Annotated in this window: 16 protein-coding genes; 10 read left to right on the forward strand and 6 right to left on the reverse strand. The window is 53.5% G+C overall.

All coding sequences use genetic code 11. From position 1 onward, the window contains the following. The 4 genes from HNV11_RS21750 to HNV11_RS21765 all read left to right on the forward strand — a co-directional run bounded on the left by HNV11_RS21750 (position 1) and on the right by HNV11_RS21765 (position 10,081). On the forward strand, positions 1 to 1,293 hold the full coding sequence (locus HNV11_RS21750; protein ID WP_171741670.1) for an MFS transporter: 1,293 nt from the start codon (positions 1 to 3) through the stop codon (positions 1,291 to 1,293). A gap of 86 nt (positions 1,294 to 1,379) precedes the next feature. Then, positions 1,380 to 4,883 carry a nitrate reductase gene (locus HNV11_RS21755; RefSeq protein ID WP_171741671.1) on the forward strand — a complete coding sequence of 1,168 codons (3,504 nt, stop codon included), beginning with the start codon at positions 1,380 to 1,382 and terminating at the stop codon, positions 4,881 to 4,883. Then, positions 4,883 to 6,313, forward strand: coding sequence for a rubredoxin (locus HNV11_RS21760; protein ID WP_171741672.1), 1,431 nt, complete (start codon positions 4,883 to 4,885; stop codon positions 6,311 to 6,313). Before HNV11_RS21755 ends, HNV11_RS21760 begins: the two co-directional genes overlap by 1 nt. Positions 6,314 to 6,430: 117 nt before the next feature. Continuing rightward, on the forward strand, positions 6,431 to 10,081 hold the full coding sequence (locus tag HNV11_RS21765) for a DEAD/DEAH box helicase (RefSeq protein WP_171741673.1): 3,651 nt from the start codon (positions 6,431 to 6,433) through the stop codon (positions 10,079 to 10,081). 2 nt (positions 10,082 to 10,083) lie between these two features. On the opposite strand, the gene HNV11_RS21770 is transcribed toward HNV11_RS21765, so the two are convergent. Both HNV11_RS21770 and ybeY read right to left on the reverse strand, forming a co-directional pair. Further along, the gene (locus HNV11_RS21770) at positions 10,084 to 11,025 is read right to left on the reverse strand and encodes a CPBP family intramembrane glutamic endopeptidase (RefSeq protein ID WP_171741674.1); all 942 of its coding nucleotides are present in this window, start codon (positions 11,023 to 11,025) and stop codon (positions 10,084 to 10,086) included. Between the two features lie 30 nt (positions 11,026 to 11,055). Next, positions 11,056 to 11,469, reverse strand: coding sequence for an rRNA maturation RNase YbeY (ybeY, locus tag HNV11_RS21775; protein WP_171741675.1), 414 nt, complete (start codon positions 11,467 to 11,469; stop codon positions 11,056 to 11,058). Positions 11,470 to 11,499: 30 nt separating this feature from the next. Here ybeY and HNV11_RS21780 point away from each other — a divergent pair, with 30 nt between their 5' ends. From HNV11_RS21780 to bioA, 4 genes are all read left to right on the forward strand, one after another. Further along, positions 11,500 to 12,528 carry a quinone oxidoreductase family protein gene (locus tag HNV11_RS21780; RefSeq protein WP_171741676.1) on the forward strand — a complete coding sequence of 343 codons (1,029 nt, stop codon included), beginning with the start codon at positions 11,500 to 11,502 and terminating at the stop codon, positions 12,526 to 12,528. Positions 12,529 to 12,711: 183 nt separating this feature from the next. Then, positions 12,712 to 13,887, forward strand: coding sequence for an aminotransferase class I/II-fold pyridoxal phosphate-dependent enzyme (locus HNV11_RS21785; protein ID WP_171741677.1), 1,176 nt, complete (start codon positions 12,712 to 12,714; stop codon positions 13,885 to 13,887). A gap of 11 nt (positions 13,888 to 13,898) precedes the next feature. Beyond that, entirely contained in the window at positions 13,899 to 14,531 is a 633-nt protein-coding gene (gene bioD, locus HNV11_RS21790; protein ID WP_171741678.1) for a dethiobiotin synthase, read from the forward strand. Further along, entirely contained in the window at positions 14,473 to 15,780 is a 1,308-nt protein-coding gene (bioA, locus tag HNV11_RS21795) for an adenosylmethionine--8-amino-7-oxononanoate transaminase (RefSeq protein WP_171741679.1), read from the forward strand. The genes bioD and bioA overlap by 59 nt, the downstream gene beginning before the upstream one ends. Here the strand turns inward: bioA and HNV11_RS21800 are convergent. Continuing rightward, entirely contained in the window at positions 15,777 to 16,445 is a 669-nt protein-coding gene (locus tag HNV11_RS21800) for an AlbA family DNA-binding domain-containing protein (RefSeq protein ID WP_171741680.1), read from the reverse strand. The genes bioA and HNV11_RS21800 overlap by 4 nt on opposite strands. A 173-nt stretch (positions 16,446 to 16,618) precedes the next feature. Here HNV11_RS21800 and HNV11_RS21805 point away from each other — a divergent pair, with 173 nt between their 5' ends. Continuing rightward, positions 16,619 to 17,101, forward strand: coding sequence for a sterol desaturase family protein (locus HNV11_RS21805; RefSeq protein ID WP_171741681.1), 483 nt, complete (start codon positions 16,619 to 16,621; stop codon positions 17,099 to 17,101). Between the two features lie 113 nt (positions 17,102 to 17,214). On the opposite strand, the gene HNV11_RS21810 is transcribed toward HNV11_RS21805, so the two are convergent. Then, positions 17,215 to 17,436, reverse strand: coding sequence for a DUF2795 domain-containing protein (locus tag HNV11_RS21810; RefSeq protein WP_009284883.1), 222 nt, complete (start codon positions 17,434 to 17,436; stop codon positions 17,215 to 17,217). A gap of 250 nt (positions 17,437 to 17,686) precedes the next feature. Between HNV11_RS21810 and HNV11_RS21815 the strand changes: the two genes are divergently transcribed. Continuing rightward, positions 17,687 to 18,442 (forward strand): copper homeostasis protein CutC, encoded by a 756-nt coding sequence (locus HNV11_RS21815; protein WP_171741682.1) that lies wholly within the window; start codon positions 17,687 to 17,689, stop codon positions 18,440 to 18,442. On the opposite strand, the gene HNV11_RS21820 is transcribed toward HNV11_RS21815, so the two are convergent. Continuing rightward, complete coding sequence (locus HNV11_RS21820) at positions 18,422 to 20,086, reverse strand: sodium:solute symporter family transporter (protein WP_171741683.1); 1,665 nt, start codon at positions 20,084 to 20,086, stop codon at positions 18,422 to 18,424. The two genes, HNV11_RS21815 and HNV11_RS21820, sit on opposite strands and share 21 nt — an antisense overlap. A gap of 114 nt (positions 20,087 to 20,200) precedes the next feature. Then, entirely contained in the window at positions 20,201 to 21,040 is an 840-nt protein-coding gene (purU, locus tag HNV11_RS21825; RefSeq protein ID WP_171741684.1) for a formyltetrahydrofolate deformylase, read from the reverse strand. Positions 21,041 to 21,076 lie beyond the last annotated feature (36 nt).

Here is a 21,076-nt window from a genome sequence, read left to right on the forward strand (position 1 = left end):
ATGACAACGCGAAAACTCTCCAAGCTGAATATATTTTCCTTCTCTGGTATCCAGATGCGGACGTTCCACATTACGTGGCTCACCTTTTTCGTCTGCTTTTTTGGCTGGTTCGGCATTGCCCCGCTGATGCCTATCATCCGGGAAGATCTGCATCTGACCAAGCCACAGATCGGGAACGCCATCATCGCGGCCGTATCAATGACCGTCTTTGCCCGTCTATTAATCGGCCGTCTGTGCGACACCATCGGCCCCCGCCTGACCTATACGGGTCTGCTCCTGATTGGTGCTATTCCGGTTATGGGTATCGGCCTGTCGCACAGCTATGAATCTTTTCTGTGGTTTCGGCTGGCGATTGGCGTGATTGGCGCATCGTTCGTTATTACCCAATTTCATACCTCGGCCATGTTTGCCGACAATATTAAAGGAACGGCGAATGCCGTAGCCGGTGGCTGGGGTAACCTGGGCGGTGGCGTAACGAACATGGTAATGCCCTTAATTCTGGCCGGTTTTGTTGGTCTGGGCTATACCAACCCCGAGGCTTGGCGGCTGGCGATGGTGGTGCCGGGCGTAATGCTGCTCATCATGGCGTTCGTTTATTATCGCTATACGAAAGACACGCCGGAAGGTAATTACTCGGAAATTGAGCGCACGAAATCAGCCGACTCCAACCCGGTAAGTTTTGCACAGGCAGCGGCCGACTGGCGTGTATGGGCACTATTCCTGGCTTATGGTGCCTGTTTTGGTATTGAAATTACGTTCGACGGGGTGGCCGCGCTTTATTTCACCGATACGTTCAAGCTGGATCTGGCGACGGCGGGTCTGCTGGCGGGCGTCTTTGGCTTCATGAATTTGTTTGCCCGGGCAGTTGGCGGCATTGTTGCGGATAAAGTTGGCGCGAAATACGGCATGCGGGGTAAGGGCCTGCTCCTGGCGGGCGTATTGCTGCTCGAAGGATTGGGCATTATGCTCTTCTCCCAAACGGGGAGTCTGGCCATTGCGGTGGTAGCCATGCTGGGGTTTGCCATGTTCCTGAAAATGGCCAATGGCGCTACTTACGCAATCGTTCCATTTGTCAACAAGCGCGCGGTCGGCGTTGTGAGCGGTATCGTCGGCGCGGGTGGTAACGTCGGTGGCGTACTGGCGGGGTTCCTATTCAAGTCAGAAAGCATCAGCTATGAGCAGGCTTTCCTGTATATCGGCATGGCCGTTGCCGTGGTGGCTATTGTTGTCGTCGGCACGCGATTCGACAAGAAAGTAGCCATCGAGCCGATTGCCGTACCCGAAGTTGCCTAGCCTATCTGTCATTCCTTGTACCTGGCGCCAGCAGTCGGTTAGAAATCCTACGATTGCTGGCGCTAAAACAGCTAAATGACCAATCCATGACTCAACTAAAATCCACCTGTTCCTATTGTGGCGTTGGCTGCGGAGTGCTGGTTAATAAGGACCGGACGGGTCATCTGACGGTACAGGGCGACCCGAACCATCCGGGCAGCAAAGGCATGTTATGCTCCAAAGGCATGAACCTGCACTACACGGTCATGGACCAGTCGGACCGGCTGTTGTATCCGCAGATGCGTTACAACCGGTCGATGCCGCTGGAACGCGTATCGTGGGACGATGCACTGGATCGGGCCGCTGCGGTATTCCGGTCGTTGATTGCCAGATACGGGCCGGATTCGGTGGGTTTTTATGCGTCGGGCCAGTGCCTGACCGAAGAGTATTACTTGATTAACAAATTAACCAAGGGGTTTTTAGGGACGAACAACCTGGATACCAACTCCCGGCTGTGCATGTCATCGGCCGTGGTGGGCTACAAAATGGCTCTGGGCGAAGATTCGGTGCCTTGTTCATACGAAGACATTGATCAGGCCGATACGCTGCTAGTAGCCGGTGCTAATCCGGCCTGGTGCCATCCAATCATTTTCCGGCGCGTAGAAGCCCGCAAAGCTGCGTTTCCGGATTTCAAGCTGATCGTTATCGACCCCCGTCGAACGCAGACGGCCAGCATGGCCGATCTGCATCTGCAAATCAGACCGGGCACTGACATTACGTTGTACCACGCCATTGCGCGAGGGCTGATTGACCGGGGCCTGATTGACCAGGATTTTATTGATAACCACACGGAAGGCTTTGCGGCCTTCAACGAGAAGGTTCACGAGCGGACGCTGAAAGAAGCCGCTTCGATCTGCGGTATCTCGGTTGAAGACCTGAAATGGGCCATTGAATACATTGGTCGGGCGAAAGGGTTCATGACCATGTGGGCCATGGGTCTGAACCAGAGTGTAGTCGGCGTAAACAAGAACGTATCGCTGCTGAATCTTTCGCTCATTACGGGGCAAATTGGTAAGCCCGGCGCAGGACCGCTCTCGCTGACGGGTCAGCCGAATGCCATGGGCGGCCGCGAAACAGGGGGTATGTCGAACCTGCTGCCTGCTCACCGCGACATGGCTAATCCGCAGCATCGGCAGGAAGTGGCCGACTTCTGGGGCGTTCCCAGCGTTCCGGCCAAACCCGGTTATACGGCCACCGAGATGTTTGAAGCTTTACGTGACGGCCGAATGAAGGCGGTCTGGATTGTTACGACTAACCCAATGGTCAGCCTGCCGGATTCAAAGCTGGTTGAAGAGGCCCTGCAAAACGCCCGTTTTGTAGTTGTGCAGGACATTTCAAACCGCTCTGACACCCTCGCTTACGCCGATCTGGTGTTACCCGCAGCAGGCTGGGGGGAAAAAGCCGGCACCATGACCAACTCCGAGCGCCGAATCTCATATCTGAACAAGTTCACCGATGCCCCCGGCGAAGCCCGGCCCGACGCTGAGATTATCTGGACATTTGCCCGGAAAATGGGTTTTGGCGCAGCATTCAACTATGCCAGCGTGGCCGAGGTATACGACGAACACGTTCGCTTAACCAGGGGAACCCGAATCGACATCAGCGGCCTGAGCCATGAACGGTTAAAGACGACCGGAACTATCCAATGGCCCGTACCCACGCGGGAATCGACCGGCACGGCGCGGCTGTTTGAAGACCGGCAGTTCTACACGCCAAGCCGCAAGGCACAGATTAAGACGGTATCTGACGAAAACCAGTCCGAAGCGACCTCATCCGATTTTCCGCTTATTCTTACCACGGGCCGCATCCGCGACCAATGGCATACCATGACCCGCACAGGTAAGGTCGCCAAACTCAATACGCATATTCCAAAACCCTTCCTCGAAATTCACCCCAAAGATGCCGAAGAGCGCAGTCTGAGGGAAGGCGATCCCGTGGTTATTACCAGCGCCCGGGGTGAGGTACGGGTCAACGCCAAACTTACGAAAGACATTCGGCGGGGCGTTGTGTTTCTGCCCATGCACTGGGGGAAACTTCTCAACGACGGCTTTGCCCGGGCTAACAACCTGACGCAGCCGCTAATCGACCCCATCTCGAAAGAACCGGATTTCAAGTTCTCTGCCGTGCAGGTAGCGCGGTACGTAAAGCCTCAGCAAAAGATCATTATTGTTGGAGCCGGGGCGGCTGCCACCCGGTTTGTCAATACGTATCGTGAACTAAATACGTCCGACGAACTGCACGTATTTAGTAAGGAGATCAACCCGTTTTACAATCGCGTCATGCTCCCGGATTACGTCAGCGGGGTGAAAGCCTGGGATAATTTGATCAAACTAACACCGGAAGCGGCCGTTGAACTGGGCGTTCATCTCCACATTGGCGTAACGGTTGAAACCATTGACCGAACCGCCAAAACCATCACCGACAGCCGGGGCGAAACCCATAGCTACGATATTTTACTACTAACGCCAGGTAGCCGGGCGTTTATGCCGCGTGAGTACGTAACAGACCTCAAAGGCGTTCTGACGATGCGCACCCGGCACGATGCCGATGCTCTGCTGGAACGTTTGGGGCCGGGCGATCCCTGCGTTATTGTTGGGGGTGGCCTGCTGGGACTGGAATTGGCCGCTTCGCTCCGCGAGATTGGGGTGGGCGTCACCGTCATTCAGCGCGAAAACCGGCTCATGACCCGCCAACTGGACGCGGTTGCCAGTGAACTCCTCCATCAGGAGCTGACCGACCGGGGCGTGGAGATTCTCTACAACGAAAGCATCCGGTATTACGTCGGCGAAAAGGCGGTGGAAGGCGTTCATCTGGCGAACGGGCAAACCATTCCCGCGAGGGCCGTGGTGTTTGCAATTGGTACGCAACCGAACACCGAACTGGCCCGCGCCTGCGGTCTGCCGGTCAACCGGGGGGTTGTCGTAAACGAGTACCTGCAAACGGCTGACCCGTCCATTTATTCGGCGGGTGAAGTGGCCGAACTGAACGGCCAGCTCTGGGGCATTACGGCTGCGGCCGAAGAGCAGGCCGACGTAATTGCCCGTCACCTCAACGGCGATCTGGTAAATTACTATACCGGCTCCCTTTCCATGAATATCCTGAAAATGGACGGGCTTCAGCTTTGTTCGCTGGGCATTCCCGAAGCGCCAACCGGCGTAGAAAACTACGAAGAGGTGGTATTCATTGACCGGGCGAAACGATATTACAAGAAGTGCATTATTCATCAGGACAGGCTGGTTGGCGCTATTCTAATTGGCGACAAAACCGAGTTTCTGGAATACAAAGACCTTATTCATAATCGCACCGAGCTTTCCGACAAACGCCTGTCGCTGCTCCGGTCGGGGCAGGCGCCCAAGCCGGTATTGGGCAAGCTGGTCTGCTCGTGCAACAGCGTTGGCGAGGGTAACCTGACAGAGGCCGTCAAAGCCGGAGCAACCGAATTTGGCAAGCTTTGCCAGACGACGGGAGCCGGAACGGGCTGCGGCTCGTGCAAACCGGAAGTAAAAGCAATTCTGGAACGGATCGGTAAGAAAGTGGCAAGCGTAGCGTAATGATGAATTCTCTCCGTATTCTCACCCAGGGCGGCAGCATCGCCCCGAATGACCTCCGGCAACTGGCCGGCTGGGCGCAGGATTATGGCCTGACGACACTGGAAATTAGTAATCGGCAGGAGATTTTATTGAATCCGCCGAGCAAGACCGTGCGTGAAGATCTTGTCCGGCGCCTTACAGCACTGGGTCTACAAACGGCCGAAGCCAACACGCAGGTCCAGACTATTGTCTCATCCTTACCCGCAACGGACGTTTTTGCCGATACGCCCTGGCTAACGGCGGGTGTTTATCTGGACATTCTGGCGCAGTTCAGCACGGCACAGCCCCGCTTAAAAATCAACCTCATCGACCCGGCTCAGCCGCTGGTAGCGCCTTTTACGGGTAATATCAATTTCGTAGCGGCTCCGGAGCCAAACTACTGGTACGTATTCCTTCGCCCTTCGGGGAGCGTTCGCCGATATGCCTGGCCCATTCTGATCGAAAGCGAATCCATCGGCGTTTTTGCGCAGGTCGTTGAGCACCATTATTTCCAGAATGCGGCCGACACAGGCGATCGGGCCACGTTTGATACCTTCTACCGGGCGGTCATGGCTGATTTTAAGGGCCGGACCCGGAAAGTAGAGAAGGAGTTAACGTTGCCACCGGCCTCCACACCAGCCTATGAAGGGTTTCACCAAACCAGTTCCGGCAATTACTGGCTCGGCCTGTTTCGTAAACCGTATGACTTCGGCTTACCGTTCATCGAAGCCTTGTGCGACCTGTGCCGCGAAACCCGAATTGGTAAACTGTATCTGACGCCCTACAAAACAATACTCATCAAAGATATACGCGAAGCAGACCGCCCGGCCTGGGACCGGCTGCTGGGTCGTTTTGGCGTCCGGACAAACCTGCCTGCCTGGTATCTGAACTGGCACCTGCCCAACGCCGACAGCCACGCCGTTGCACTCAAAAACCATATTCTGCACCAACTGGAAGACGCTGACGTTCGAACCGATGAATTAAGTTTCGCCGTAAAGGTCCCGTTTTCCGAAGCGGCTGCCTCCGTCGTTATTCAGCAGAATGGCGGTCCGGAGTCATTTGACATCTATCAGCGCACAGGTCATTCCACGACTAATGCGCAATACGTACTTTTTGCCAAAAGTCAGCCCCTGGCTCAGGTTGGCGAATCAATCCGTCAGTTGTCGCTGGCGTATTACGAACGCCTGTCAGTTTCTTTATCGGAGCCATCTTTTGAGGTAGAACCATCCGTCATTACGCCCAAACGGCTTGTGCACGAATGCCCCCACTGTCAAAGCCGCTACGATGCCCGCTTTGGGGAACCGAACCGGGGCATTGCAGCCGGAACCGCATTCACCGAACTAGCCGACGATTACGTTTGCGGTTTGTGTGAAGCCGCAAAAGCGGAATTTGAGGAGAAGTGGCTTGTTTAACCTGTATTTTTACGGTTAAATCAGTTGTTATTGCTTGTTGGTACAACTCGGAGGCAGTCGTTCGTTGTTAACGGATGAATAACGGTACCAACAACAATCAATGACTCCTATTTGACGATGGCGGAACGAATCACCTACGGCAAAACCTGGTGGGGACAACAATGGCTCAACGCCCTGACACAAATTGATGAAGCGAATCGCCTGCCGCGCGGCAAGACCTATGCTAATAAAGGAGCGGTACAGGGGCTAAAGATTGACAGTAACCAGATTAGCGCGTCGGTGAAGGGGTCGAGGCCCCGCCCGTATAAAGTAAAACTGACCGTACCGCTGTTTTCAAAACAGGAACGCGACTGGCTGGTAACCGAAATCCTGGAGAATCCGGCCACGCTGGCCCAACTCTTAAACCGACAGCTTCCTCAGGAATTGATCAATTTCGCGGATCAACGAGGCATCCGGCTGTTTCCACGCTCGTTTGACGATCTGGGAATGGGTTGCTCCTGTCCTGATTTCGCTATTCCCTGCAAACACCTGGCGGCCGTCGTTTATGTAATCGCCAATGAAATTGATCGCAATCCATTCTTGGTTTTTCAACTCAAGGGCCTGGATATCCTCGATGAGCTTAAGAACCAGCAGGCCGATGTTATCAGCGGCAGCGTGGAAACGGTGCTGTCGCTACGGGATCTGGGCACCGACGATTTGCCCGACGATGAAGACTGGACACCCGATGAAACCGCCCGCGCTCAACTCGACTTTGCTACCATTCCGTCCCTCGCCGATCAACTGCTGGATTTGCTTCAGCCGGAGGTAACGTTTACGAAGAGTGATTTTCTGAAATCGCTGAGTAAAGCGTACAAACTGTTCAGTAAACCCCTGGGCGAGCCGTCTACAACGCCCAAATCGCCTATTCAGAAGCGTAACGTCCGGGCGAAGCAAAAAGCTACCGAGCAACCTGATCCCAGCGACAGCATTGAATTGCAGTTGGATGAGTTCATGGAGGTCAAAAAAATTGGCGTCTTTACTGAACACGGCGAGCAGCGGTCGTTCGCTGATTTTGACCTGGGGGACCTCACCGACTGGCTGCAAACGCTGCCCGAAGCCGATTTTGCCGAAATGAGCGATTCGGTACGGTCGTTATACTTGACCAACCAGTTCTCGCTTGCGCTGCTGCGTCGGGGCGCGGTAGTCCCCCAGTTACTACGCGTGGGACCAACTGAAGAACAGTATCGCGTGCGCTGGCTGCCCGCCACACTCAACGAAGCCGTTCGGCACCAGACCGAACTAATGGCCGCGCAACTTCCTCCCCTGCTGCTAACCATGCGCTGGCAAAAGGAATGGCTGGCCCTGCCTGGTCTGGAACAGGTACTGACGCTTTGCTCGCTGCTGATGCGGCCGCTCATTAACCAGACAACCATCGAACTCTGGGAGCGCTGGCCCCTCGAGGATGCCGACCGACTGTTTTTTGGGGTTGAGACAATCCGGTTTGAGGGTTTTGGAAAGCGCGAGATGCCGCTGGCTATGCAGCTCTGGCTGAATGACTTTTTCCTGACTCACAAACGCTTCGTGCCCATTCTGGCTGTGGAAGACAGCGAACTGGGCGAAGAATTTCGCGTCAGCCTGCTTATTGGAGATAACGAAGCCACTCAGATTAAGCCACCTGCCGAAACAACGAAGCCGGCTGCGGCCAACAGTAAGAAACCGGTTTCGACAACAGCAGTCGCACCGCCGATTGCGCTACGCGAAATCCTGAGCGAACGTAAACACGCCGGTATCCGCATGGCGGTACTGCAGGACCTGCTGGTTCTGTCGCGGCACTTTCCCGACCTGGCGCAGCTGACCAAAACGGATGGCCCTGAGCACCTGTTCTATAAATCGGCGGATTTCGTTAAGGTGCTGCTCGATACGCTGCCGCGTATGCAGTTGCTGGGCATTTCGTTGCTGCTGCCTAAATCCCTGCGGCACTGGGTGCGGCCGGCCGTGGGTGGGCGGCTCCGTGCCAAGGCCAACGTCTCACCGAGCAACTCGTTTATGCGGCTGGATGATATGCTCACGTTCGACTGGCAGGTGGCCCTCGGCGATGAAATGGTCAGCGTTAAGGAATTCCAGAAGCTGGTTAGTAATTCAACCGGGCTCGTTAAAATCAAAGATCAGTACGTGCTGGTTGATCCGAACGACCTGAACAAGCTGTATAAGCAGCTCGAAAACCCACCAGAACTCACCGGGACCGACCTGCTCCGGGCGGCTCTGTCGGAAGAATACAAAGGCGGTCGGCTGGGGTTGTCGGCAGATGTGCGTGAGCTGGTCAAACAATTCACCGAGAGTGAAGCCCAGCCATTGCCCGACGCTCTCAACGCTCAGTTACGTCCTTACCAGCATCGGGGCTACGACTGGCTCGTGAAGAACACCGCCCTGGGTATGGGCAGCCTGCTGGCCGATGATATGGGCCTGGGTAAAACCCTGCAAGTCATTGCGCTGCTGCTCAAATTCAAGCAGGAAGGGCGTTTCCAGAAGCAGAAAGGTTTGGTTGTACTCCCAACGACCCTGCTCACCAACTGGCAGAAAGAGATTGCCCGCTTTGCGCCCGACCTGCACCCTCATGTCTATCATGGCTCGGGCCGTAAGATGCCTGCCAGCACTACCTACGACCTGCTGCTGACAACCTATGGCGTGGTTCGCTCCGATCTGGAAACGGTAAAGAAGATCACCTGGGCGGTAGTCATTATCGACGAAGCGCAGAACATAAAAAACGCCGATACGGAGCAGACAAAGGCCGTTAAAGCCTTAAAAGCCCCCATCCGGATTGCCCTCAGCGGGACGCCCGTCGAAAACCGGCTATCGGAATTCTGGAGCATCATGGACTTTGTTAACAGAGGGTATCTGGGCGGACTAAGCAAGTTTAACGAAGAGTTTGGCAAGCCAATTCAGCAGGAGCGCGACCATCAGAAACTCGAACAGTTTCGGCGCGTAACGAGTCCTTTCCTGCTCCGGCGCGTCAAGACCGATAAAACCATTATCAGCGACCTACCCGACAAGATTGAGAATAACCAGTTCTGTTCGCTGACACCGGAGCAAACCGCTCTCTACGAAAGTGTGGTCCAGGAAAGTATCCGAGCCATTGAAGATAAGGAAGGCATTGCCCGGCGCGGGCTAGTGCTCAAACTGATGACGGCCCTGAAACAGATTGGCAATCATCCCTACCAGTACCTGAAAGAAGGCAACCGCACCGGCGGACCGGCTAACCCGGCGCTGTCGGGCAAAGCAACGCTGCTGCTGAATCTGCTCGAAACCATCTACGCCAACCACGAAAAGGTGTTGATTTTTACGCAGTACCGCGAGATGGGTGAATTACTACAGCAGTTCATTCAGCAGGCATTTGGCCAGGAGCCGCTCTTTCTGCACGGTGGCACGTCACGCTCCGACCGCGACCAGATGGTTGAGCAATTCCAGAAAAACCGCTCCGACCATACGTTCATTCTGTCGCTGAAAGCAGGTGGAACGGGCCTCAACCTGACCCAGGCGAACCACGTCATTCACTATGATCTGTGGTGGAACCCGGCCGTGGAAGCGCAGGCAACGGACCGGGCTTTTCGGATTGGTCAGACCAAAAACGTGCTGGTGTACCGCCTGATGAACCAGGGCACGCTGGAGGAAAAGATTGACGCTATGATCCGCAGCAAGAAAGAACTGGCTGACCTCAGCGTTAAAACCGGCGAAACCTGGCTGGGCGATCTGAGCGACGATGAACTAAAGGAACTGGTGTCGCTGGGTTAGGCTCAGGGACGCCAGCCCTGCAAAAAAGCGGCTAGTTCCATGCCCCAGGCAATGCCAATATGAATGAGCAGGCCACCCCAGATGCTACGGGTACTTAGGGCCAGCACGCCCAGTAAGTAGCCGCCGAAGATGGACGAAACCGCTTCGCCCACGGGTCGGCCAAAGTGAATGGCTGAATACCAGACCACCATCGGCAAGACGGCACCACGACCCAGTACCTGACTCATGCCAATGACCAGAAAGCCCCGGAAAAGAAGCTCCGTCGGGACAAAGTCCCAGCCGTAGCAGAGTTCATAAATCAGGACTGTTATCCATTCGGGTACACCTAAGAACTCGTTGGCATTCGTATCGCGGTACGTCGGGTACGACGCCAGGAAGTCGGGCTGGAACGACGCCAGCGTAATCAGTGGAATCATTAAAGCCAGCAACAGCGCATACAAGGCCAACCCTTTTTGTTTGGGTGCCATACCGTAAAAACTGCTGGCGTGTCGTCGCTGGTCTACCAACCGGTAGAATACGTATAATGGCAGCACAATGGTTAGAACTGACTGCAGATTATGCAGACAGTAGTACAGAAAAACAAAAATCTGCCCATCGAAGAGTTCACGGCTCCAGGTGGCATGCGCGTAAAATCCGGCGTAAATCGAGTAGAAAACGAGCGCATACCCACTCCGTAGCCAGAACTGACGAGAGCGCCAAACATCGGGTCGATCATTAAACCGCGTCCAGAGCCAGACGCTGACGTAATAGGCCGTGGCATACAGGCCAAAATACAGAACCGGCCAGAGGGGTTTACCCTGAAACGAATCGATATACGAATCTTCGAAATCGAGGTAGTAGTTAACGCTGAGAAGGAACGCAACCCATAGCGCCACAGCCAGATACAAATCCGGTCGAAAATCGGCACGAAGGTGGGTAAGCAGGTCTTTCCAGAGGGCTTTCATTCCGGGCGCATCAAGGTTGTGGGCGATAGACTACCGAGCCGCCAGCCATTCCTCCTCCTTGGCCCGCATCTGCTTTTCTTCCTCACCGGTTTTGTCGCCGTAGCCGCAGAGGTGCAGCAGACCATGGGCCAGCACCCGGCGCATTTCCTGTTCGGCCGGAACCCCCAACTGGCTGGCATTATCGGCTACCCGGTCGACACTAATGAAAATATCGCCCTCGATTTTAGCTTCATCTTCACGCTGATCGAACGTAATGATGTCAGTATAATAATCGTGATGAAGATAGTCGCGGTTGACCTGCAGCACGTATTCGTCGGAGCAAAAAATATAGTTTAAATCGCCTACGGCGTAACCTTCCCGTTCGGCCTGCTGTTTAAGCCATTGGCGCGTTGCCTGTTTCTGGGGAAGCTTATAATCAACATCCTCGTTAAAAAACCGAATCATTTGCCTGTTTTTTAGCCACAAATATACCGTATGAAAGCCATCCAACTGCCCGCAGTTCACCAACCCCTTGAACTCATTGACGCACCTACCCCGGCCGCCGGGCCGGGCGAGGTTTTAGTCCAGCTCCGGGCCGCAGCGCTGAACCACCGGGACGTATTCATCCAGCAGGGTTTGTATCCGGGCATAAAGCTGCCCGTCATTCTGGGTTCGGACGGCGCAGGCGTCGTGACCGAAATCGGCGTGGGGGTTGACCCTGTCTGGCGCGGGCAGGCGGTCGTGATCAATTGTTCGCTAAACTGGGGACCGAACCCCAGATTTTATGGGTCCGACTTTCGGATCCTGGGTATGCCCGACAATGGAACCTTCGCCGAGTATATCGCAATCAGTACCAGATATATCCATCATAAACCGGCTCATCTGTCCTTTGAGCAGGCGGCTGCCTTACCGCTGACGGGGCTAACGGCCTGGCGGGCGCTCATGACCCGGGCCGGTCTACGAACATCCGGCAGCGGCCCGGAAAAGGTTTTGATTACGGGTATTGGCGGGGGCGCAGCGTTGATTGCTCTGCAGTTTGCCGTTAGTGCCGGTGCCGAGGTTTGGGTAACGTCCGGCTCGGAAGATAAGCTCGCAAAAGCCAAAGCCCTCGGCGCTAGAGGTGGGGTTAACTACCGCGAACCCGATTGGCATAAAACGCTCATGGCCCAGACGGGGGGCGGGCGAAACGGCTACTTCGATGTAATCATCGACAGCGCGGGCGGACCGGGTTTTGCGAGATTAATTGATGTAGCCGCACCGGGTGGCCGCATTGCCATTTTTGGCGGAACCACCGGTAATCTGACCGACCTCATGCCTCCAAAGATTTTTTTTAAACAGCTCAATATCTTTGGTACTACTATGGGAACCGAACACGAATTTGCGGATATGATCGCGTTTGTAGCCGACAAAAAAATTGTTCCGGTGCTTGACGAGGTGCTGCCTCTGAGTGATGCTAAGCACGCTTTTGAGAAAATGAATGCTGGTCAGCAATTTGGGAAAATCATTCTAAAAATTACGGATTAACAAACTAATCGCCCTAATGTTTTCATATTTCTCTACTCATTAAATCATTTTTTATTGAAAAAATCACACTGAAATTCAGTTATCCACATTTTGATTGTTGATAACTATTACTTTATTCACATCTGGCAAATCTGTTGCTGTTCGGCGTCCATCCTTCGGTCGGGTCGTTTTACCTTTGTGGTCATGGCCGAACCAACTCCTTCATACCTGCGCATACTGTCTGATCGGTTAGCCGTTCGTCAAAAAAACGGCCTGTTACGTCAGCTTCGCACCAGTGACGGTCTGGTTGACTTCTGCTCCAACGATTATCTGGGTTTTGCCCGGTCGGCGGAGTTAGCAGCCGCCATACGTCAGGCTGATGCAGTCCGGACAAACAGCCGTTCCGGTGCAACAGGCTCTCGCCTGCTGGCGGGTCAGACTGAACTGGCCAATCAGGTTGAGCAGGCGCTGGCCCGCTTCTACCAAACCGAAACAGCACTGATCTTCAACTCCGGCTACGATGCGAATCTTGGCCTAATGGCTTGTCTGCCCCAGGCAGGCGACCTGTTGCTGACCGACGAGCTGATTCATGCCAGCATGATTGACGGAGCGAGGCTCAGCTACGCTACCCGAAAACGCTTCCGGCATAACGACCTGACCGATCTGGAGCAACTGCTTCAGCAATGGACTGCTTCGTCCCAGAGCAGTCAGGTGTTTATTGCCGTCGAGTCGGTCTATTCGATGGATGGGGACGTAGCGCCCTTACGTCAGTTGGTTGAACTATCTGAACGCTATCAGGCGGCTCTGCTCGTTGACGAAGCCCACGCAACGGGCGTTTTCGGCCCCAACGGCGAAGGGTTAGTGCTCGAATTAGGTTTGCAGGAGCGGGTTATGGCGCGGGTGCACACGTTTGGCAAAGCCCTGGGCGTTCACGGAGCGGCCGTTGCAGGATCGGCCGCGCTGCGTGACTACCTGATCAACTTTGCCCGACCGTTTATTTATACAACCGCGCTTCCACCCCATAGCCTGATCGCCATGGATTGCGCGCATCGGCATTTGCAGAATACTTCAGAGGCTCGTGCACAATTGCATCAGCGGGTAGACTATTTCCGCCAGTGCGTTGCTAAGGCATTGCCCGGTACGATCTGGACAGATAGCCTGTCGCCCATACAATGCCTGATTGTTCCGGGCAACGATCACGCCCGCCATGTTGCAGCCGAAGCGCAGCACGCTGGCCTGGACGCTCGGGCTATTTTAAGCCCAACGGTTCCGGTTGGGCAGGAGCGTCTGCGTATCTGCATGCATGCCTTTAATACAACGGATGAAATTGACCGGCTCATTAGCCTGTTACAATCCGCGTTGATTACTGAAGCTGTTTAATAAAGTTAATAATGCCTACGCAACTAATTGTCGCTGGAATTGGTACCGAAATTGGGAAGACCCTTGTGTCGTCGGTGCTGGTCGAAGCGCTGCAGGCCGATTACTGGAAGCCGGTTCAATCCGGCGCTCTGGACGATTCCGACACCGAAACGGTGCGCCGGTTAATCAGCAACCCAACATCCCGGTTTCACCCGGAAGCGTATAGGCTTAGTCAGCCTCTGTCGCCCCATGCAGCTGCTGAAGCCGATGGCGTTACCCTCAACATGGCGCAGATCAAGCTCCCCCAGACCCGGAACAACCTGATTGTAGAGCTGGCCGGGGGCCTGATGGTACCCCTCAACAATACCAAGCTGAATATTGATCTAGTGCAGCAGCTGGCTCTGCCAGTGGTACTGGTATCCCGGAATTACCTGGGCAGCATCAACCATACCCTGCTTTCAGTCGAAGCCTGTAAAAACCGGAGTATTCCCCTGTTGGGGCTCATTTTTAACGGCCCGACCGTCGAGACGTCGGAACGGTGTATTCTGAATTATACGCAACTTCCCTGTCTGGGCCGAATCGGGCAGGAAACTTCCATTGACCAACATGTTATCCGTCAATACGCCAACCAGTTCACCCGACTTGCAGAATCTATCGGCGCGTGATAAAGCGGTTATCTGGCATCCCTTTACGCAGATGCAGACCGCTCCGTTGCCCATCCCGATTGTGCGGGGCGAAGGCTCCGTGCTTTACGACGCCGACAATCGCGCCTACCTCGACATGATTTCGTCCTGGTGGGTTACAATTCACGGCCATGCGCATCCCTACATTGCCCAGCGTATATCGGAACAGTTAAAAACGCTCGAACACGTTATTTTTGCGGGCTTTACACACCAGCCTGCCGTTGAGTTGGCCGAACGGCTACTGACTATTCTGCCCGAAAACCAAGCAAAAATATTCTACTCCGACAATGGATCGACGGCCGTTGAGGTAGCGTTGAAGATGGCATTCCAATACTGGCACAACCTCGGCCGGCCTCGTAAGAAAGTGGTTGCGCTCGACGGCGCTTATCACGGCGATACATTCGGGGCTATGGCCGTGGGCGGACGGAGTGCCTTCACAGCCCCGTTTACGCCGTTTCTGTTCGACGTTACGTATCTACCGGCTCCCGTAGCAGGTCAGGAGGATGCTACCCTTAAACTAGCCAGGGAGCTATTTACGGACGACGTCGCAGCCTTCATTGTCGAACCGCTGGTTCAGGGTTCAGGCGGCATGGTTATGTACGAGCCGACGGTGCTGGATGAGTTGTTTCGGCTGGCGCGGGCTAATGATTCACTGATTATTGCCGATGAAGTTATGACCGGCTTCGGCCGCACGGGCAAATTATTTGCTTCGTACTACCTCAGCGAACAACCCGATTTAATTTGCCTGTCGAAAGGACTAACCGGCGGGACAATGGCCCTGGGCGTTACAGCCTGCACCCAGGCTATCTACGATGCTTTTTTATCGGACGACAAACTAAAGACTCTCTTTCATGGGCATTCGTTCACGGCTAATCCGCTGGCCTGCACGGCTGCTCTGGCTAGTATGGACCTCTTGCTTTCCGAAGAAACGCAGGCCAGTATACAGCGTATCAGCGAGCGCCATGCCAGATTTGCCAATCGAATTCAGGGAAGACCTACCGTTAATAATGTGCGGCAGCGGGGTACGTTGCTGGCGTTTGATCTGAACGCGGGCGAGCAGACGTCGTACTTCAACAGCATCCGCGACAGGGCCTATAATTTTCTTCTGGAACGGGGGGTTCTGATGCGGCCTCTGGGCAACGTGCTGTACCTGATGCCGCCTTACTGCACTACGGATGAACAGCTGCAATACGCCTACGATCAGGTGGAACAGCTTCTGGACTCGCTTTAACTAACAGCCCGATACGTGTACTGGTCCATGACGTCGCTGGGGTGGATCTCCAGCACGTTAGCCAGAACTAACAGAACAAGGGTGCGAGAGGCAATTTTTCGGGAAATGCCGGCGATGGATGCGAACAGATCGACCGTAATGCTGTTGTGTTCACCGAGGTGCTGCATCAGCTTACGTTCCTTTTCGCCGTAGCTGAAGCGAATATCGCGGGCGGCCTGTTCGCCCTTCAGAATCTCGCGTACTTCGCGGCTGGCCTGCACCGATTTGTCAGCCACGCGTACGTAGGCTTTCTTGTTATCGGGCTCGGCCGGGTCCGGAATGATATAATGCGGACGCGTTGGGCTGGGCGGCACCCGAATAACGAGCACCTCGCGTTCGCCATAAAGCTGAACGCGCTCAATCGAATAGGAAATACGTGGGAAACAGTATTTATTGATGGCCCGGACGAGCAGGTATTCGTCCTCATCAGCGTATTTCAACCCCGAAATAGTTTTGTCGTCGCCGACGCCGATGAGCATAATGCCGCCGTTTGTGTTAGCGAAGGCAACCACGCCCCGGATAATCTTTTCGGGATGATTTGTTTTCAGCTTGAACTCTAAATTGCTCCCCTCTCCCCGTTTGACCAGGTTTTTGAGCGCTTGATAGTCCATAACAGATGGGGTCATCTGGTTGAGCACTGAATTGTGATAAAGATACGGCTTTTCCACAAACTTGCAAGTGTTGGTTGGCTATCTCTTTTTTACGCTGAAAACTCGCTTTGAGCGAACCAACTTTTCAGCGTAGCAAACCGTTACTAAAACTAGAACGTACTACATTATATCGTTTAAATAACACAAAAATGCTGGTAAACGTTGCCTTGGTTATCGGGACCTTTCTGTTCATGGAAGGCGTAGCGTGGTTCACCCATAAGTACGTCATGCACGGATTTTTGTGGAGCTGGCACCGTGATCACCACAATCACCACAAAGGTTTTTTTGAGATGAATGATCTCTTTGCCGTCGTCTTCAGTCTGACAGCTATCAGTTTAATTATTACCGGTGTAGAAATTCCGGAGCTGCGTTTTCTGGCCTGGATTGGCGCGGGCGTTACGCTCTATGGTTTCTTCTACTTTTTGTTTCATGATATTATTGTTCACCGGCGAGTAAAGGTAAAGCTCGACACCAGCGGCCGCTATATGCAGCGCATCATGCGGGCGCACTATATTCATCACAAAGTACATACCAAAGAGGGTGCGGAAGCTTTCGGATTTCTTTACGCGCCAAAAAAATATGATCGTTCCGTTAAGCAGTCCGTAGCTGACTCGAAGTCATCGGCGGTGTAGCTTTGGGCACACACCAGTAAAACGGGCACCCTCAGGCTGTGATGAAGCAAGTGTTCAGCCTTGTCATCACGGACCGAGGGTGCCCGTTTTTGTTTAGTAATGAACCGAACGGCTCAGTACTCGTCTTCGTTGAAAAAGAAGTCGTCCTTTGTCGGATAGTCCGGCCAGATTTCTTCAATGCTCTCGTAAGGCTGGCCGTCGTCCTCTAGCTCTTGCAGGTTTTCAACGACCTCCAGCGGTGCACCGGAGCGGATAGAGTAATCAATCAGTTCATCTTTGGTAGCAGGCCAGGGGGCGTCTTCGAGGTAGGACGCGAGTTCAAGTGTCCAGTACATAGTGTGTTCAAGATTTAATGACTACGTTTCAATGAGGGTGCAAAAGTAAAAAAAGCGTTAATATGCAAGCCTCTTTCGCCAAAAATGTTGGTAGCGTGCTTTTGCGGGGATTTAGGCCAATAACTCACTCACCTGTTGTTTGTTTAAATCTAGCAATAAACGGTCTTGAATAGCCCCGATTACGACAAAAATCGTCTTTTGTAGGCCAGAATAGGCTTATGGTGCTTCATTTTTCATAAATCCGTTTCCCATGCTCGTTGAAGTTTGTGCCTATTCGCTCGATTCCTGTTTAACCGCGCAGGAAGCTGGTGCTGGTCGTATTGAATTATGCGGAGGTTTAAGCGAAGGCGGTATTACACCCAGCGCCGGCCTGATCCGGATAGCCCGGCAACACCTGACGATTCCTCTTTACGTAATGATCAGGCCACGAGGGGGCGACTTTGTTTACACGCCATCTGAACTAGCCGTTATGCGGGCCGACATCGAAAGCGCAAAAAGCCTGGGGGCTGATGGTTTGGTATTTGGCATTTTACGTCCCGATGGAACGGTAGATGAAGCTCAGACGCGGCAGTTAATCGAGCTGGCTTACCCATTGCCCGTTACGTTTCACCGGGCATTTGACATGACCCGCGATCCACTGGAAGCACTTGAAGCGGTTATCCGTACGGGTGCGGCCCGAATCCTTACGTCGGGGCAGCAACCAACGGCCGAAGCGGGCCTGCCGGTCCTTCAGCAGCTTGTTCAGCAAGCTGCCGGACGAATTGAAATTATGGCGGGAGCTGGCGTCAACGCGGGCAATGCCAGACAAATACGTAAGACCCGCGTTGACGCACTCCATCTGAGCGGGCGTCAGAGCCTGCCCAGCCCAATGATTTACCGAAATCCAGGCCTGTCGATGGCCTCGGTCGTTCCAGATGAATATGAACGTATCGAAGCCGGGACTGACGCCATTCGGCAGGTTATTAAAAGCCTGTCTGCTGATCAGTTACCAGAAAACAGCATATAGAATTACTAACAGCAGGATAATAATCGTTGCTCCTGTTGCAAAGCCGGGCGCTACTTTAAACATGCTGGCGTCAATCTCCAGCCCTTTAGTGCTTGGTTTCTGCATGCCCAGCACGAACATGACAGCTATGCAAATCAGGAAGACAAAGCCCATGGTATCAAGAAACGGAATGGTGTAAACCCCATCGGCTCCCTGAACGGCGAAGCCCAGTGGTGCCAGGAATTCAAGATCTACCAGACCGGGCAAGAGGTATTTAAAGAAGAGGGACAGTAAAAAGCCGCCAACAATAGCAAACAACGCCCCCGATGAGTTTGTCCGTTTCCAGAAAAAGCCCATGATAAAGGCGGCAAACACACCCGGCGAGACCAGACCGGTCATCTCCTGAATAAACTGGAATCCACCTTTCCGGTCAATGCCCATGAACGGCGAAATCAGAATAGCCATGACCATTGCTACCCAGATCGTTACCCGGCCCACACGAACTAATTGCTGTTCGCTAGCCTTTGGAGAGATATACTTCCGATAGATGTCGAGGGTAAAAATCGTTGAAATAGAGTTGGCTTTCCCGGCCAGCGACGCCACAACGGCCGCCGTCAGAGCCGCGAACGAAAGGCCTTTCAGACCCGCCGGTAAAAGGTTCAGCAGCACAGGATACGCGTGATCTTTGTTTACCTCGCCCGAAGCGTCAAGCATCTCCTGCTGAAATAAACCTTTCTGATAAAGCGTATAGGCTGCAATCCCCGGCAGAATTACAATAATGGGCATCAGTAACTTCAGGAAGGCGGCAAACAGAATACCAGATCGGGCCGTTTTCAGATCGGCACCCAGGGCCCGTTGCGTAATGTACTGGTTACAGCCCCAGTAGTTCAGGTTCACAATCCACATACCCCCAATCAGTACCGTCAGGCCCGGCAGAGAGGCATAAAACGGATGTCCTTTAGGAAAGATCATGTGGAAGTGATCCGACGACTGCGTAAACATCAGATTGACGCCATTAAATACACCATCCGTGCCGTTTTGGCTTGAAACAAGGTTAATAGCCAGATACGTAGTGGCCAGACCACCCAGAATCAGGAAGAATACCTGGATAACGTCGGTATACCCGATCACTTTCATGCCCCCCAGGGTGATGATGACGGCAAACACGGCCAGCCCGATCATGCAGGCCGTAAAATTTAGCCCCGAGATAGTTGAGACGGCCAGTGCCCCCAGAAACAGGATGGATGTGAGATTGACAAGAACGTAAAGAAACAGCCAGAAAACAGCCATAATCATGGCTACCGTATTGTTATACCGTTGGGTTAGGAACTGCGGCATCGTGAAGATGCGGTTCTTGAGGTAGATCGGCATAAAAAACACGGCCACCACAATCAGCGTAGCAGCGGCCATCCACTCATAGGTGGCAATAGCCAGACCCATCGCAAAGCCGTCGCCGGAGGCACCAATGAACTGCTCAGCCGAAATATTCGAGGCAATCAGTGAGGAGCCGATAGCCCACCAGGTCAATGAGCCTTCGGCCAGGAAAAAATCGTTGGAGGAGGTTTCTTTTGCTTTTTTTCGCTGGTAGATCCAGTAGCCATAGGCGGCTACAATCACAAAATAGATTAGGAATACGACGTAATCGAGAGTTTGCAGTCGTTGCATGACGGTTCAGTAAGCAAGTAGGGAATAGGATTAATTGATACTAAATATTCCAGTCCGAAAGATAACAATTTAGTTAACCAAATTACGCAGCTTCCGCAATGCTACCGGGATTGGCTATAACACGATGGCCCGATTGCCCGAAATAAACACCCGGTCACTGAACACTAACTTCAACGCCTGCGACAGCACGATTTTCTCAACGTCCTTTCCTTCCGTAGCCATATCGGCGGCAGTATGCCGGTGATCCACTTCTTTGACATTCTGGGCAATAATTGGTCCTTCGTCCAGATCATTGTTGACAAAATGAGCCGTAGCGCCAATGATTTTTACACCCCGCTCGTAGGCCTGCCGGTAGGGATTAGCCCCGACGAATGCGGGTAAAAAGGAGTGGTGAATATTGACGATCCGGTTGGGAAACTGGCTGACGAAACTGGCCGTCAGCACCCGCATATATTTGGCCAGTACGAGGTATTCCGGTTCATAAATAGTTAGGGTCCGTAGGATAGCCTCCTCGTGCTCCTCACGGGTTTTGCCTTCGTGCGAGATGTAGTGAAACGGAATACCGAACTTACTGACCAGCGGTTGCAGGATGTTGTAGTTACTCACCACGGCCAGTATATCGGCGTCCAGTTCATCGAATGCGTAGCGCAGTAAAAGTTCGCCTAAACAATGATGCTCTTTGGTTACCAGCACCACAATGTTCTTCTTGCGTTTAGGGTTCAGCCGAAGTGTAATCCCCTCTGGCAGGGTTGACCGCAGCTCATTGAGTAAGGATACGGCATCAAACGTCCCTTCAAATTCGGTACGCATAAAGAACTGACCGGAAGGGCTTACGTATTCATCATTGTGAATGACGTTCAGGTCATGGTGATACAAAACGGCCGTTACGTGGTAGATAAGTCCCTTGGTATCGGGCCCATCCATAAGCAAAATATGCTTGTCGGAAACAGTCATATGCCATTTGCAATAAATCGGTTAAAAGTAGTAAAT

The organism is Spirosoma taeanense (assembly GCF_013127955.1).
GTDB lineage: Bacteria > Bacteroidota > Bacteroidia > Cytophagales > Spirosomataceae > Spirosoma > Spirosoma taeanense.

Excerpts from the sequence above, each read along its gene's own strand:
- purU (WP_171741684.1), bottom strand. The coding sequence starts at position 21,040 with ATGACTGTTTCCGACAAGCATATTTTGCTTATGGATGGGCCCGATACC.
- HNV11_RS21765 (WP_171741673.1), top strand. The coding sequence starts at position 6,431 with ATGGCGGAACGAATCACCTACGGCAAAACCTGGTGGGGACAACAATGG.
- bioD (WP_171741678.1), top strand. The coding sequence starts at position 13,899 with ATGCCTACGCAACTAATTGTCGCTGGAATTGGTACCGAAATTGGGAAG.
- HNV11_RS21820 (WP_171741683.1), bottom strand. The coding sequence starts at position 20,086 with ATGCAACGACTGCAAACTCTCGATTACGTCGTATTCCTAATCTATTTT.
- HNV11_RS21755 (WP_171741671.1), top strand. The coding sequence starts at position 1,380 with ATGACTCAACTAAAATCCACCTGTTCCTATTGTGGCGTTGGCTGCGGA.
- HNV11_RS21815 (WP_171741682.1), top strand. The coding sequence starts at position 17,687 with ATGCTCGTTGAAGTTTGTGCCTATTCGCTCGATTCCTGTTTAACCGCG.
- HNV11_RS21780 (WP_171741676.1), top strand. The coding sequence starts at position 11,500 with ATGAAAGCCATCCAACTGCCCGCAGTTCACCAACCCCTTGAACTCATT.
- HNV11_RS21785 (WP_171741677.1), top strand. The coding sequence starts at position 12,712 with ATGGCCGAACCAACTCCTTCATACCTGCGCATACTGTCTGATCGGTTA.
- HNV11_RS21805 (WP_171741681.1), top strand. The coding sequence starts at position 16,619 with ATGCTGGTAAACGTTGCCTTGGTTATCGGGACCTTTCTGTTCATGGAA.
- ybeY (WP_171741675.1), bottom strand. The coding sequence starts at position 11,469 with ATGATTCGGTTTTTTAACGAGGATGTTGATTATAAGCTTCCCCAGAAA.
- bioA (WP_171741679.1), top strand. The coding sequence starts at position 14,473 with ATGTTATCCGTCAATACGCCAACCAGTTCACCCGACTTGCAGAATCTA.
- HNV11_RS21800 (WP_171741680.1), bottom strand. The coding sequence starts at position 16,445 with ATGACCCCATCTGTTATGGACTATCAAGCGCTCAAAAACCTGGTCAAA.
- HNV11_RS21810 (WP_009284883.1), bottom strand. The coding sequence starts at position 17,436 with ATGTACTGGACACTTGAACTCGCGTCCTACCTCGAAGACGCCCCCTGG.
- HNV11_RS21760 (WP_171741672.1), top strand. The coding sequence starts at position 4,883 with ATGATGAATTCTCTCCGTATTCTCACCCAGGGCGGCAGCATCGCCCCG.
- HNV11_RS21770 (WP_171741674.1), bottom strand. The coding sequence starts at position 11,025 with ATGAAAGCCCTCTGGAAAGACCTGCTTACCCACCTTCGTGCCGATTTT.
- HNV11_RS21750 (WP_171741670.1), top strand. The coding sequence starts at position 1 with ATGACAACGCGAAAACTCTCCAAGCTGAATATATTTTCCTTCTCTGGT.